This window comes from Neobacillus jeddahensis (genome assembly GCF_000612625.1).
Classification (GTDB): Bacteria; Bacillota; Bacilli; order Bacillales; family Cytobacillaceae; genus Neobacillus; species Neobacillus jeddahensis.
The window spans coordinates 17,310-31,216 of the sequence record NZ_CCAS010000007.1; the positions used below are offsets into that span (position 1 = coordinate 17,310).

Genomic DNA, 13,907 nt, shown 5'->3' on the forward strand with positions numbered 1-13,907 from the left:
CTAATTTGAAAAATTCTTTCACACATTTAATTATTCGTCATATAGTAACTTCTGTGTGAGAAACATGAAGGAGGAAGTAGAAATGAACAATCAAGTAATGACATCACGGAAAAACGACAACAAGGATGGTGGAAATGGATATAAGATCATTGAATTCAATGTATCAGATCCAACTGAAAGCTTATTTTCAGTGGTCACTCCCATTAAAAAACAATAAGTGGAGCAATTACTCATAAAGAAACTATCTTTTTTGTAACCATACATAAAAAGATGGTTATTTTTTAAAATCAAAATCTATTAAAAAATAGCAGCCTTTAGGAGGTTTCAAAGGGATTTTGTTGAAATAGTAAATTAAATAAAATTCTTTCCTATCGGTGAGGTGTGGCAGAATGGATGAAATGCAATATGCATTTTTAGACGAATTTGGTGACAATCGTTTTAATTTTAATCATGAGCACGTGTCAACTCACTTTATAGTCGTTTCAATTCTATTGAAAGATTCCAATAAAGAAATGGTAGAATCAAAATTGGAGCAAATAAGAGATAGTTATTTTCACAGCGGAGAATTTGAAACCCACATCCTTGAAGAAAATCCCATTCAAGCTATACAACTCTTAAATGACATCAAAGATCTCCCCTTTAGTGTCTGGGCCTATGTCATTGATAAAAGAAAAACACGTGAAGACTTTGGGATTATGCACAAAACACCATTCTTAAAGTATGTAAACCGTGCGATCTACGATGATTTAAGTCTTTCGTTTGAACAACTCGATCTTGTCGCGGATGACCAAGAAGAGAAACAATTTATTGGAGGATTTAGAAAATATATTAAGACTAGAAATATTCCAGACCTTTTCGATTATTCTACATTTGGCTTCAATAATAGTCAGTCCGATCTATTACTACAATTAGCAAAGTTGATGATAAGGATTCTAGCAGAAAATTGTGATAAAACTCAGTATTCCGAACAGTATCGTTCCTTCTTTAAAATCATCAAGAGTAGAATTTCTGCCATCAATCTATTACCCCACGATTATAAAAACTTTCTTGTTGACTTTCCAACAGAAAAGCAAAACTCACGTTATGACGAAGTGATAATTAGGCAGGCAGTAAACCTGGCATATCAATATATTGAAAAACATCGGAAAAGTGAAGAAGAGGATGAGCGACTTCGGATTGATTTTCTCAAGTTTCTTTTGTTCAATTTAAAGGAAAATCCAGATGAATATGTTTATACCGAAGAAGTATTAGATAACCTTAATGCGATCCGAGATATAAAAATGAATCCTCATTATTTTCGATCTAATATTGTATCAAAGCTTCGTGATAGTGGGGTCATTATTGCCAGTAGCAAGAAGGGCTACAAGTTACCGGTATGCCTAAACGATCTTTATGACTTTGTAAATCTGTCCAGTCTAACGATTCATCCGATGCTTCAAAGAATAGCAAAGTGCAGAGATCAGATTCTCGAGACAACAAATCATGAAATTGATATTCTCGAACCAAAAGAGTATGGATACCTAAAAAAAATCATTGAAATGGAGAAAATGAGGATATAAATGATGGTGCCTGACCCCCGATGCGTTAATGTATTAACGCATCGGGGGTCAGGCACTTTTTTTGATATAAATAGGCAGGGCGTAACATATATTTAGTAACGGTTTCTAGGATCTTCATACTTTTTGTAATCGATTACAAGTAAACCGTTCAATTTAAAGTGAAAGTGGGAAGCATCTATGGCCAATATTCAAGAAGTTGCAGATAAAGCAGGTGTTTCCATAGCAACGGTATCAAGGGTACTTAATAACATAACCACCGTAAGTTTGAAAACGAGACTAAAAGTAGAAAATGCCATTAAAGAACTGAACTATGAACCGAGTATGTTAGGTAGAAATCTTCGAAACTCCGAAAGTCGTCTGCTATTAGTCTTAATACCGAGTATTTCAAATCCCTTTTATACCGAAATTATCAAGGGAATTGAAACGATTGCCATTAGTAACCATTACAACATCCTTCTCTGTGAAACAGCCTCTGATCCAAAACGCGAAGACATTTATTTTAACATGGCAAAAAATAAACTTTCAGATGGCATTATTTCGATGGATCCAACCATCAATAGGCAAAAGCTCAATGAATTAGCGGAGCATCATTCGATTATCCTCTGTAGTGAATATGAAGAAGGCGGTCCGATTCCATACGTCACCATCGATCATAAGCTGGCTACTTACCATGCCGTAAAGCATTTGATTAAACTGGGGAACCAGAAAATCGCCTTGATTAATTCGGATGAAAAATTTTTATATGCGCGTCAGCGGAGGGAGGGGTATGAAAAGGCATTAAGAGAGTTTGACTTGCCTATACGAAAGGAATGGATTTATCATACGGAACATCTCGATTTTGAACATGGAATCCATGCTATGAGAAAGATGCTGCAATTAACGGTATGACCAACATTTATGGGGATTGCTGGCATTGATCATGGTATTGATTCTAAGTGCATGTAGTTCAACCAGTGAAACTTCAAGTGATGACAACGGGAAAACAAGTGACAGTGGAACAAAAAAACATAAGATTGGGATTCTTGCACCAGCCGTTACACATGGATGGGTGGCAGCAGTTGCTTACAATGCAGAAGCTCGTGCTAAAGAACTTTCTGGCGAGGTAGAATACAAGATTCAGACTAGTAATAATGCCGAAGAAATGACTTCTCAATTAGATGATTTAAAAACATGGGGAGCTGAAGCCATTGTTGCTTTCCCACAATGGGAGGGTATGGAGGTACCAATCAAGCAGGCACTGGATGAAGGAATCAAAATCGTGAACTTTGATATCAAGATCGATGTGGATGGCGTTTACCGAGTTGCGGGGGACAACAAGGACATGGGGATACAAGGAGCAAAATACATTGTTGATAAAATTGGGAAAGAAGGAACGATAGCTATTCTCGAGGTGCCATCTTCAGGTTCCGTTTCAGAGCTGAGAAAGGCAGGGTTTGTTGATACGTTGAAAGAGCTAGCACCTGATATGAAGCTGCTCACCTATGCCACACAGTTTACACGAGAGGATGGTTTGAAGGATTTTGCGGATATTTTGATAAAGAATCCAAAAATTGATGCTGTTTACTCCATGGATGATGAAACTTCGATTGGTGTCCTCCAAGCGATTAAAGAAGCTGGAAGATCGGATATTAAGGTTGTGACTGGCGGAGGTGGTATGCAGGAATATTTTAAAATGATGCCAGATAATAATGATATTTTCATCGAATCTGCCCTTTATAGCCCGGCGATGGTGAAAGATGCTGTTAATGTTGCCCTAAAGTTATTGAATGGTGAAGATGTTTCGAAGGAGACCATTATTCCAACAACGATCGTCGATAAAACCAACTATAAGAATTTCCTTGACGAAAAGTCACAGTATTAAGATGCTGATTTTAGGAAATGTAAATGACATAAAGAGGGGTTATGGCCATTGCTATAGCCTCTCTTTTAGCAATGGATTGGAGGTGATGTTATGAAAATTGAGCTAAAGAATATACGAAAATCTTTTGGAAGTAATACTGTCCTGAAAGATGTGTCGTTCACCATAACAGGCGGTGAAATCTGTGCGTTACTTGGCGAAAATGGTGCTGGGAAATCAACCTTGATGAATATTCTGGGCGGGGTTCATCATATGGACGAGGGATCGATCCACCTTGATGACAAGCAAGTCCAGTTCAGCACGCCTGCACAATCGTTGGAAGCGGGAATCGCCTTCATTCATCAAGAATTGAATCTTATTAATGATTTGCCAATCTATGAGAATATGTTTCTGGGAAGAGAACTAAAGACAAAGCAAGGGTTTCTTGACTTAGATCGTATGATTCGCGAAACAGATGTGGTGTTTAAACAAATGATGGTGGATCTTGATCCGAAAACGATGGTTCGTGATTTAGATGCTTCCTATAAACAGATCGTGGAAATATGCAGAGCGATGATGATGAAGGCATCGATTATCATCATGGATGAGCCGACAACATCCTTAACAGATCAGGAAATTAAACGAGTATTTACGATGATGAGAACTTTAAAGGAAAACAATGTGGGAATCATTTTCATCTCACATAAATTGAATGAGGTTATCCAGATTTGTGAAACATTTTTCGTGTTACGCGATGGTCAACTTGTGGAAAAAGGGAATGTGGTTGATGTCACAACAGACAAACTCGCCCATTTTATGGTGGGATATGATGTGAGAACGGAACCGCTTATCCGAGAAAAAAGGCAAGGAAATGAAGTATTGCGTGTTGAGGGACTTACCTATAAACCCGCCTTCCGGGATATCAGCTTTTCCATTAAAAAAGGTGAAATCCTTGGGATAACAGGTCTTCTTGGTGATGGAAGGAGTGAACTCTTTCAAGCCATTTTTGGAGCAGAGAAAGTATCGTCTGGAAAGGTTTTCTTGAATGGAAAAGAAGTGAAAATAAAGAATACAACCCAGGCAATCCACGAAGGAATTGCCTATCTCCCTCGAAATAGGAAAGAAAATGGAATCATCAGAGATATGAATATCTTTGAAAATGCCTCGATTGTTACATGGCCACAATTTTCAAAACGAGGAGTTATTCAATCACAAAAACATGCAATGGAGTTTGAAAAGCAACGACAAGCACTAAGGATCAAGCTGGGAAAGTTGACGGACAGTATCAATAGCCTTTCTGGTGGAAATCAGCAAAAAGTAGTGTTAGCCAAGTGGCTAGCGGCCGGTCCCAAACTGCTCATTTTAGACAACCCCACCCAAGGTGTAGATGTGGGGGCGAAGGAAGATATTTATGATATTATTCTAAAACTTGCGGAAGAAAACATTGCTGTTGTCGTGCTCTCGAGTGAAGGGCAGGAAATTATACGTGTCTGTGATCGAGCGCTTGTAATGTACCATGGGGTTATTCAAGGAGAAGTGGCTAGAGAATCCATGAATCTGCATAATATCATGAGTCTTGCAACGGGGGGAAAGCTGACTTAGGAGAGAGGAGGAGGAGGCGGATGATGAAAACTGAAATGGTTATTAATAACAACTTTTTTAGATGGTTTCGCTCAAAATGGACAGAAGAACCGTTATTTAGTACCGCTATCGCATTTTTGATTATGCTCATCTTGCAGACATTGGTTCTGGGATTTGATTATGATTCGCTGGGCAGTTGGTTCCAGTCCTGGTTGAACAACTGGATTAACATCTTACGAAACAACGCGAGTGTTGGAATTATTGCATTAGGAATGACTCTTGTCATTATGACTGGTGGGATTGATTTAGCTGTTGGTTCTACATTGGTGGTGACAGGTGCATTCACGATGATTCTTGTCGATACCGGTACGAAGGGAATTTTAGCTTTCTTGGGTTTAACGGGCTTTCCGGCATTTTTTGTGACAATCATTCTCGTGGTGGTGCTCGGCTGTTTGTTAGGATCACTAATTGGTTTAACGATTACGAAAGGGAATGTCCCTCCATTCATTGTGACATTAGGGGCAATGATGATTTTTCGAAGCGTGACTCAACACTTCATGCAAGGCTATAATCCAAAAGTGCCGCTTGAATTTTTGCAGATTGCCAGTTTTAAAATGGGAAATTATATGATTATGCCGATTGTTTATTGGGCCGTTATTGCTTACATCCTATACTATGTGTCGAAGCGAACAACATTTGGAAGGCAGATTATTGCCGTTGGCTCAAACGAAAAAGCGGCAAGGTTATCCGGAGTTCATGTTCATAAAGTTCGGTTGCGTGTATACGCTTTGATGGGACTCCTCGTTTCGATTGCCGCACTCATTCAAGTATCTCGTATTGGCTCGATGGACTTTTCAAATGCCGGCCGGGGAATAGAAATGGATGCGATTGCAGCAGCGGTAGTGGGTGGAACGAGTATGAGCGGTGGAAGAGGCTTCATCCTCGGAACAGTTTTTGGTATGTTGATTATTGCTGTTATGAATAATCTATTAAATTTATTTGGGGTGCCGCCGTTCTTAAGAGAAGCATTTAAAGGGATTATTGTGATTGGTGCAGTCCTTTTGCAACGAAAGGAAAAAATGGCTTAAAAACTAATCTCCTGGGGTAATGGATCAGGGGATTTTCTATGTTGTATTAGAAGGGAAGAATATTAATTTTAAAATCAAATAAATTAAGATCAACTCTTCGATTCCTTTGCAGTACTTTACTACATTGCTTTAATTATGTTTTACGTTTTTCTCAAATGTCATTTCCGTAGACCTAATATCCTAATAGTCTTTTTTGGCCATTCACATTGGTTCCTATTTTCTTTACTATTATCAGTAAAATAATAGAATTTTCGTTTTCAAAAGGTAGATTACTGTTGAATCACTTTTCTTTTTAACAAGGGAAGTGGGTAAGGAGGATCAAGGTGAATACGGACCAAGCTTTTGACTTATTAAAAGATGCAGGAGTGACAGAGGATAATAGCATTCAAACGGTTAGACGGTGGCTTAGAGAAGGAAAGATAAAGTTTAATGGAAAAGTAGGTCTTCAGAATACAGATTACACCCTTGATGATACAGATCAAGCTATTCACTTTTTAAGTGATGCGGGTGTTCCTGCAACGATTGGCGTCCAAGTAGTCCAACGGTGGTTGCTTCATGGAAAAATTCATAAGGTGGGGAATGGGGAACAAATCACTTCATATCTATCAAATGATACCAATTCCACTGCCAATCCGGGTTCCTATAAACCCTCAGATCATGATAAGACTATTCGTGAGTTAAACATAAAAATCAAAATGCAGGATGAGCACTTAAAGGGGATCGAAGAACTCCATCAGACGACAGTTAAGTCATTCATTCAAGAACGCGGCAAATTAAAGATGGAACTGTTCAACCTTGAAAAAGAGAAAGTCGAATTACAAGAAGAGGCGAGTCGTTTGTTAAAAAATAATTTGACACTACGGAAGGAATTGCTGCAAATAAGAGAAGAACTCTATAAAGTCAGCCGAAAAGATTCTGAAAAGTTGGAGACGATTGCTCCTTCGAAACCACTTGATTATCGAAAAAAATTAGGACTTTCCAAAAAGGCTAGCCAGAAAGAGGTTTTAACTGGATATAAAAAATTATTAAAAATAACACATCCTGATCATGGTGGAAATGACGCAGCTTTTCATTATATTAAAACTGACTATGATCAATTTAAGAATAGTTTGAAAGGTTAAATGAATTTTCAATGGAAGAACTTTCATTCATAAATAGACTACAATCTCCCTAAATAATGGTATAATAGGCGATGTTCCTTGGACAAATATGGTTGTAGTTTCTACAATCGAGTAAAGAAGTGTCGTGATATGAATCAGATAAAGTTGATTATGAAAAAGAAATCTGTTCGTTTACTAGATCGCTATTTTACTGGAGAATCGATCGATTACAGGCATATGTTTGCGATTATTCTCCCTATTTTTGTTGATCAGGCCTTTTTAATCCTTATGAGTCTCTTAAATACAGCTATGATCAGTTCTGCTGGGGTGGCTGCGGTCAGCGCGGTCAGTATGGTAGATTCATTAAATATATTTTTAGTCAACGTGTTTATTGCTGTAGCTACTGGCGGCACCGTGATGGTAGCGCAATATAAAGGCAGCGGGAATTCGGAAATGGTGTCGAAAACAGCCACACAAGCAATATCGGCGGTTACTATTTTTTCGGTGCTGATTAGTACTCTTGTGATTGTTTTTCATACGTCCACCTTATCTGTTCTGTTCGGAAAAGCAGAAGCAGGTGTGTTACAAAATGCCAAAATTTATCTTATTGGCAGCTGTATTTCTTATCCATTCATCGCCATCTTTCAAGCCGTAACAGGTGCTTTGAGAGGGGTAGGGGAAACGAAACCATGCCTTAATTTATCCCTATTTATGAATATTACAAATACCATTCTAAATGTGGTATTGATCACGATTTTCCATCTAGGGGTGGAAGGTCTTATTATTTCCACACTAGTAGCGCGATGTTTAGGAATGACCGCTTCTTTAATATATGTCTTAAAATACAATGAAACAATCCGTTTTCGGCTAAAAAATGCAGTCCGGATTGATTTATCCATTTTAAAGAAAGTGATGTTTATTGGATTACCATTTGCAGCTGAACAGATCTTTTTCAATGGCGGTAAGCTGCTGACGCAAACGTTTATTGTTCAATTGGGCACAATGGCTATGACGACCTATGCGATTGGAAATTCGATTGCCCTTTTATTTCAAATTGGTCCAAATGCACTGAGTATCTCGATTGTAACGATTGTTGGCCAGTGTATCGGCAGCCGAAATATTCAAGATGCACGAAAATTTATCCTATCGTTAATCGGCCTTGCCTCGGTGTTCTTTTTAGTTGCAGATGCGATATTATTGCCATTGTTTCCTGTGTTGATCCACATGTTCAACCCGCCTGATGAGATTGTTTCAACGATTTTTACACTCATTCTCATTTCCGCAATTGCCCATCCTTTATTGTGGTCACCCAGCTTTATTATGCCCTCGGCCTTACGGGCAGCCGGGGATTCGACCTTTACGTCAATTGCGTCATTACTATCGATGTGGCTATTGAGAGTAGTACTGGGATATGTATTAGGGATAACGTTTGGGTTTGGAATTATTGGAGTTTGGATTGCGATGATTGTTGAGTGGGGTGCACGAAGCCTCATTTTCGGATGGCGCTACAAAGGGAAAAAATGGTATGCACACAAACTTGTTTAAAGTTAAAAATTGTTGAAAGAAATCATAATTAAGGCACCACTTTCCATTTTGAGGGAGAGAGGTGCTTTTATTGTGTGATGTCTCTCCGTTCTCTTTTATGAAGAAACTAAATAAGAGCGAAGACAGGCAATATTTTTCAGCAAGTATAATGACTGGTACACCGTTCACAATAAAATCATATTATTCTTGGATGCCAAATCGACTACTGTGTCTTATAATAGGCAAATGGGCCTTTCACTACTATGGGAAGGTACTTCTTTTTCAGCATCATAACCCTGTTTACCAGGATTAAGATTATGGAAATAATTACAACAAGCAATGAGGAGATCGATTTTACAATGATAGATAAACCAAATAAAATTCCTTCGCTTTCATCGAATTCGTTTTCATTGGGTGTATTGTTAGCGATTGTGGGAGGCTTTTTAGATGCTTATACTTTTATCAGCAGAGACGGAGTGTTTGCTAACGCCCAAACTGGAAATATGGTCCTATTTGCTGTGAAAGCTGCATATGGGGAATGGCGAGAAGCAGTTCATTATATTCCACCTATATTAGCTTTTATACTTGGGGTCCTTGTATCAGAAATAGTAAAAATTCCTCATGTAAGGCAAGTGTTGCATAGCTACAGGAGGTCTATCCTTATTTTAGAATGTACTGTGTTAATTATTGTCGGCTTTTTGCCGGAAAGTGTTCCAAACATAGTGGTAACAGTGTGTATTGCATTTGTATCATCTTTACAAATTTCAACATTCAATAAATTAGACAAATGGGCCTACAATTCAACCATGACGACAGGAAATCTTCGAACGGCAACACAAGCAGCCTACTTAGCAGTAAAAGAACGTAACGAAGAAGCAAAAAGACAATTTAAAGAATTTTTTGTAATCATTCTATCATTTTTATTTGGTGCAATGACAGGTACCTTTTCTACCACTTATATTGGGAATAGCTCGATTTGGATTGCATCAGGGGTCTTAGTGATTGCTCTTATTTTATACCATCGTGATAGAGGGTATTTGAGTAAGTCCATTATAGTAAAATTAAAATAATTGGCAGTTGAAATGATGAAGGGATACAAAATTATTACTACATTAAGTTCTTGTGTGGTCGTTTTTTTATGGAGTTATCTTTTGTTATTGTATTTTCTACTATTATAGTGTCGAATATAGTAAAATAAAATGGAGCAACCTGTTGTATATAGCAGAAATTTTATAATAGTCCGGAGGATTTAAGGTGACGTATCAACTGAATAAAAGGTTTAAAATGTTTGCATTGAATTCTAATCAAAAACTAGCAACGGAAATGGCAGAACTTTTGGGCTGTGAGTTGGGCAAATCTACTGTAACCCAATTTAGTGATGGTGAGATCCAAATTGGGATCGAGGAAAGTGTTCGAGGCAGTGAGGTATATGTACTCCAGTCTACTTCCTATCCAGTCAATGAAAATATTATGGAACTCCTGATCATGATTGATGCCTTAAAAAGAGCTTCTGCTAGTAAAATCAATGTTGTCATTCCCTACTATGGATATGGACGACAAGATCGAAAGGCCCGATCTCGTGAACCGATTACCGCTAAGTTAGTGGCAAATCTTTTAGAAAAGGCTGGTGCGACCAGAGTACTAACGATGGACCTCCATACTCCTCAACTTCAAGGCTTTTTTGATATACCAGTTGAACATCTCATTGGTGTACCGATTTTGACTGAGTATTTTGAGAAGAAGGGCCTAGAAGAGATTGTCATTGTTGCTCCACATAATGGCAGCATAGGAAGAGCAAGAAAGATGGCAAACCTCTTACATGCTCCGATCGCCCTAATTGATAAACGAAAACTGGATGAACATTCTCCTGAAACCATCAGCGTGGTTGGAAATGTAACAGGAAAAAATGCCATCATTATTGATGATTTAATCGATACAGGCGAAACGATTACGTTTGCTGCAACTGCACTAGCAGAAGCTGGTGCTACATCTATTTATGCTGGTTGTACACATCCTGTTTTCACCGCCAATGCAATTGAAGTTATTGATGCCTCTCCAATTAAGGAATTAGTCGTAACAAATACGATTGATTTACCAGAGGAGAAAGTAATTGATAAAATTAAAACGATCTCTGTTGCTCCAATCCTTGTCGAGGCAATTGATCGCATACATCATGAAAAGGCTGTCAGTCCTTTATTTGAATAAAAGTAGCAAGAAGCCAACTATTGTGGATAGTTGGCCTTTTTGTTGCTTTTTCACAAATGTAAACTTTATGACCAGATGATAAAAACTAGTGTTAATAAAATGTTTGAATCTAAATGATTTACTTATAAAATTAAAGTGCTATTATGATAAGAGTATAGTATATTTTATTAGCTTGTATTATTACTAGGTATAAATTTTAGTATTACTACTCGCGGTTTTTGACCAGGATTACACATATTACTATTATGAATAGAGGTTGACTACAGTGGATTTGAAATCGTTGATAGCACCAAAGCACTTTAATTTAGCAAGTGAAATCTCAAAGCATGTTTCTGATAAAATTGCCTTACACTGGGAAAATGAATTGGGAGAATCAAGGACAATAACATATGCGGAACTGAATAGTAAGGCAAATAAGCTTGCGAATGGTTTAACTAGATTAGGACTTGTGAAAGGCGATAGAGTTGTTGTGATGACAACTCGGCTGATTGAATCCTACATTATTTATCTAGCGTGTCTGAAAGCGGGGCTTGTGATCAGTCCATCTTCTGAATTACTTCGAGCTAAGGATCTAGTCTACCGCTTGAATCATTCAGAGGCGAAAGCCGTTATTTCATACGCTCACCTAGTAAAAGAATTTGATTTGATTCATGAGAAAACACCGTCTTTACAATTCAAGATTGCATTTGGCCGTGAAGTAGCCAATTGGCTGTCGATGGAATCCATTATGGAACAAGAATCCGATAGCTTCCTTGATGTGAACACGTTAAGTGAGGATTTTGCTTTTCTAGCCTATACATCCGGTACTACTGGCCAACCGAAAGGGGTCGTCCATAGTCATGGCTGGGGCTATGCACATTTAAGAATTGCTGCTTCAAAATGGCTGAATATCAGTGAAGATGATCTTGTTTGGGCTACGGCAGCCCCTGGATGGCAAAAGTGGGTGTGGAGTCCATTTTTATCGATATTAGGTTCGGGAGCAACAGGATATATCTTTAGTGGTCGGTTTCATCCGCAAAAGTATTTACAGCTTTTACAAGATAATAAGGTTAATGTATTATGCTGTACCCCGACTGAATACCGGATGATGGCAAAATTGAATAATCTATCTACTTTTGATCTAACGCAGCTTCATACCGCAGTTTCTGCAGGTGAGGCGCTTAATCGTGAAGTGATTGATATCTTTAAAAGGGAATTTGATCTTTTGATCCGTGACGGCTACGGTCAGACAGAAAGTACCTTATTAATTGCCAATTTAAATATCGATGAGAATAAATTAGGTTCGATGGGTCAGCCATTGTTAGCTGAATTTATCGAAGTCGTCGACGAAACTGGTAAGCCAGCCTCTATCAATGAAGTCGGAACGATTGCTATTAGAAGAGATTTTCCAGCATTATTTAAACAATATTATAAAAATCAAAATACAACAGCATCTTCCTATCGTGATCAATATTTCTTGACGGGTGACCGAGCGTTAAAGGATCAGGATAACTATTTTTGGTTCCAAGGAAGAAAAGATGATGTCATCATTAGTTCTGGGTATACGATTGGGCCGTTTGAAGTGGAAGATGCTCTAATGAAACATCCTTCAGTGAAGGAATGTGCAGTTGTCGCATTACCAGATCCAATAAGAGGAAACGTCGTGAAAGCCTTTGTGGTCTTGAAGGATGAAATCTCTGAAACAGGAGAATTAACGAAGGAATTGCAAGGTTTTGTAAAAACATTAACAGCGCCATATAAGTATCCAAGGGTAATTGAATATATTAAGGCCCTCCCTAAAACCGATTCGGGAAAAATTCGCCGTGTCGCCCTACGCGCTCAACGGTAAAATATTATTAATTATTAAAATGTTATAGCCAAATGGGGCTATAGCATTTTTTTATGAATAAAAAATAGTTCCTGTCCTTTTCATTTATCTCTCAAATATGGTAGTTTTATAAAAAGCAGCAAGAGTCATTGGATTGAAGGGGGGAATAAAATGTTGGATTGGTTTGGTAGCCTTCCAGCTGTCGCTCAGGCAGCTTTAGGAACTTTATTTACTTGGGGAATGACTGCTCTCGGTGCAGCATTAGTTTTTACAACAAAAAATGTAAATCAAAAATTTTTGGATAGTATGCTTGGCTTTGCTGGCGGAGTAATGATTGCGGCCAGCTTTTGGTCCTTATTACTACCTGCACTTGAAATGGCTGAGGGTGGTTCAACACCAAAATGGTTACCGGCAGCGGTGGGTTTTCTGTTGGGAGGGTTTTTCTTAATGGTTGTTGATAAACTTTTGCCCCATTTACACCCTGATCTACCGATTGAAAAAGCCGAGGGTATCCATCCTGCAAACAAACGGAGAAGTACGTTACTAGTCCTAGCCATTACATTACATAATATTCCGGAGGGGCTAGCGGTTGGTGTTGCTTTTGGAGCAGTTGCAGCTGGATTTCCTTCAGCCAGCTTAACTGGGGCTGTTGCCTTAGCGATTGGAATTGGAATTCAAAACTTTCCAGAAGGGGTAGCCGTGTCTATGCCATTAAGACGTGACGGAATGTCACGGACGAGAAGTTTTATGTATGGTCAATTTTCAGGTTTAGTTGAACCGATAGCGGCTTTAATTGGTGCAGTTGCGGTAATGTTTATTGAACCACTTCTTCCATATGCACTTAGCTTTGCAGCAGGTGCGATGATATTTGTCGTTGCCGAAGAGGTTATCCCAGGATCACAAGAAAATGGAAATACGGATATAGCATCTATCAGTTTAATGATTGGATTTGTGATAATGATGATTTTAGACGTTGCTCTTGGTTAAGGAGTCAATATAGTGGGCATGAGTCGGTCAAAAGCCGATTCATGCTTTTTTTTGAGTTGTTCAAACTAAAGTTTAGTGCTTCTGAACGGAGTTCAGTGTACGCCTTCCCCACTTATGAAATAGCTTTTTATTTCAATATAATTTAACTATTATGAATTTAATCTAAATTCAGGTAAAATATGAAATAATCAATAGTTCTACTTATTTTAGGAGGCTCTT

The 13,907-nt window shown here is 38.2% G+C and carries 11 protein-coding genes and 1 pseudogene; all 12 read left to right on the forward strand.

All coding sequences use genetic code 11. From position 1 onward, the window contains the following. Window positions 1-82 precede the first annotated feature (82 nt). On the forward strand, window positions 83-217 hold the full coding sequence (locus TY15_RS25090; RefSeq protein WP_257000294.1) for a hypothetical protein: 135 nt from the start codon (window positions 83-85) through the stop codon (window positions 215-217). Between the two features lie 172 nt (window positions 218-389). Continuing rightward, a complete protein-coding gene (locus TY15_RS04910) occupies window positions 390-1,559 on the forward strand; it encodes a DUF3800 domain-containing protein (protein WP_040208847.1) in 1,170 nt (389 codons plus the stop codon). Window positions 1,560-1,736: 177 nt separating this feature from the next. Further along, window positions 1,737-2,438 (forward strand): annotated as a pseudogene (locus tag TY15_RS04915) (LacI family DNA-binding transcriptional regulator); the annotation flags it as partial. A gap of 40 nt (window positions 2,439-2,478) precedes the next feature. Further along, window positions 2,479-3,420, forward strand: coding sequence for an ABC transporter substrate-binding protein (locus tag TY15_RS04920; RefSeq protein WP_042374151.1), 942 nt, complete (start codon window positions 2,479-2,481; stop codon window positions 3,418-3,420). Between the two features lie 90 nt (window positions 3,421-3,510). Then, on the forward strand, window positions 3,511-4,998 hold the full coding sequence (locus TY15_RS04925) for a sugar ABC transporter ATP-binding protein (RefSeq protein ID WP_040208849.1): 1,488 nt from the start codon (window positions 3,511-3,513) through the stop codon (window positions 4,996-4,998). Window positions 4,999-5,018: 20 nt separating this feature from the next. Further along, entirely contained in the window at window positions 5,019-6,065 is a 1,047-nt protein-coding gene (locus TY15_RS04930; protein WP_040208850.1) for an ABC transporter permease, read from the forward strand. Window positions 6,066-6,388: 323 nt separating this feature from the next. After that, window positions 6,389-7,186 (forward strand): J domain-containing protein, encoded by a 798-nt coding sequence (locus TY15_RS04935; RefSeq protein ID WP_040208851.1) that lies wholly within the window; start codon window positions 6,389-6,391, stop codon window positions 7,184-7,186. A gap of 129 nt (window positions 7,187-7,315) precedes the next feature. Continuing rightward, on the forward strand, window positions 7,316-8,710 hold the full coding sequence (locus TY15_RS04940; protein ID WP_040208852.1) for an MATE family efflux transporter: 1,395 nt from the start codon (window positions 7,316-7,318) through the stop codon (window positions 8,708-8,710). A gap of 338 nt (window positions 8,711-9,048) precedes the next feature. Beyond that, window positions 9,049-9,759: a YoaK family protein gene (locus TY15_RS04945; RefSeq protein ID WP_040208906.1), complete on the forward strand. Its 711-nt coding sequence runs from the start codon at window positions 9,049-9,051 to the stop codon at window positions 9,757-9,759. Window positions 9,760-9,943: 184 nt separating this feature from the next. Further along, on the forward strand, window positions 9,944-10,894 hold the full coding sequence (locus tag TY15_RS04950; RefSeq protein WP_257000297.1) for a ribose-phosphate diphosphokinase: 951 nt from the start codon (window positions 9,944-9,946) through the stop codon (window positions 10,892-10,894). A 265-nt stretch (window positions 10,895-11,159) separates the two neighbouring features. Next, a complete protein-coding gene (locus TY15_RS04955; RefSeq protein ID WP_040208854.1) occupies window positions 11,160-12,722 on the forward strand; it encodes an acetate--CoA ligase in 1,563 nt (520 codons plus the stop codon). Window positions 12,723-12,872: 150 nt separating this feature from the next. Then, window positions 12,873-13,688 carry a ZIP family metal transporter gene (locus tag TY15_RS04960; protein WP_040208855.1) on the forward strand — a complete coding sequence of 272 codons (816 nt, stop codon included), beginning with the start codon at window positions 12,873-12,875 and terminating at the stop codon, window positions 13,686-13,688. The last annotated feature ends 219 nt before the right edge of the window (window positions 13,689-13,907 follow it).

What these genes read in the sequence shown, in the direction of transcription:
- TY15_RS04920 (WP_042374151.1), top strand. Translation starts at nt 2,479, where the DNA reads ATGGTATTGATTCTAAGTGCATGTAGTTCAACCAGTGAAACTTCAAGT.
- TY15_RS04960 (WP_040208855.1), top strand. Translation starts at nt 12,873, where the DNA reads ATGTTGGATTGGTTTGGTAGCCTTCCAGCTGTCGCTCAGGCAGCTTTA.
- TY15_RS04945 (WP_040208906.1), top strand. Translation starts at nt 9,049, where the DNA reads ATGATAGATAAACCAAATAAAATTCCTTCGCTTTCATCGAATTCGTTT.
- TY15_RS04930 (WP_040208850.1), top strand. Translation starts at nt 5,019, where the DNA reads ATGATGAAAACTGAAATGGTTATTAATAACAACTTTTTTAGATGGTTT.
- TY15_RS04925 (WP_040208849.1), top strand. Translation starts at nt 3,511, where the DNA reads ATGAAAATTGAGCTAAAGAATATACGAAAATCTTTTGGAAGTAATACT.
- TY15_RS25090 (WP_257000294.1), top strand. Translation starts at nt 83, where the DNA reads ATGAACAATCAAGTAATGACATCACGGAAAAACGACAACAAGGATGGT.
- TY15_RS04910 (WP_040208847.1), top strand. Translation starts at nt 390, where the DNA reads ATGGATGAAATGCAATATGCATTTTTAGACGAATTTGGTGACAATCGT.
- TY15_RS04940 (WP_040208852.1), top strand. Translation starts at nt 7,316, where the DNA reads ATGAATCAGATAAAGTTGATTATGAAAAAGAAATCTGTTCGTTTACTA.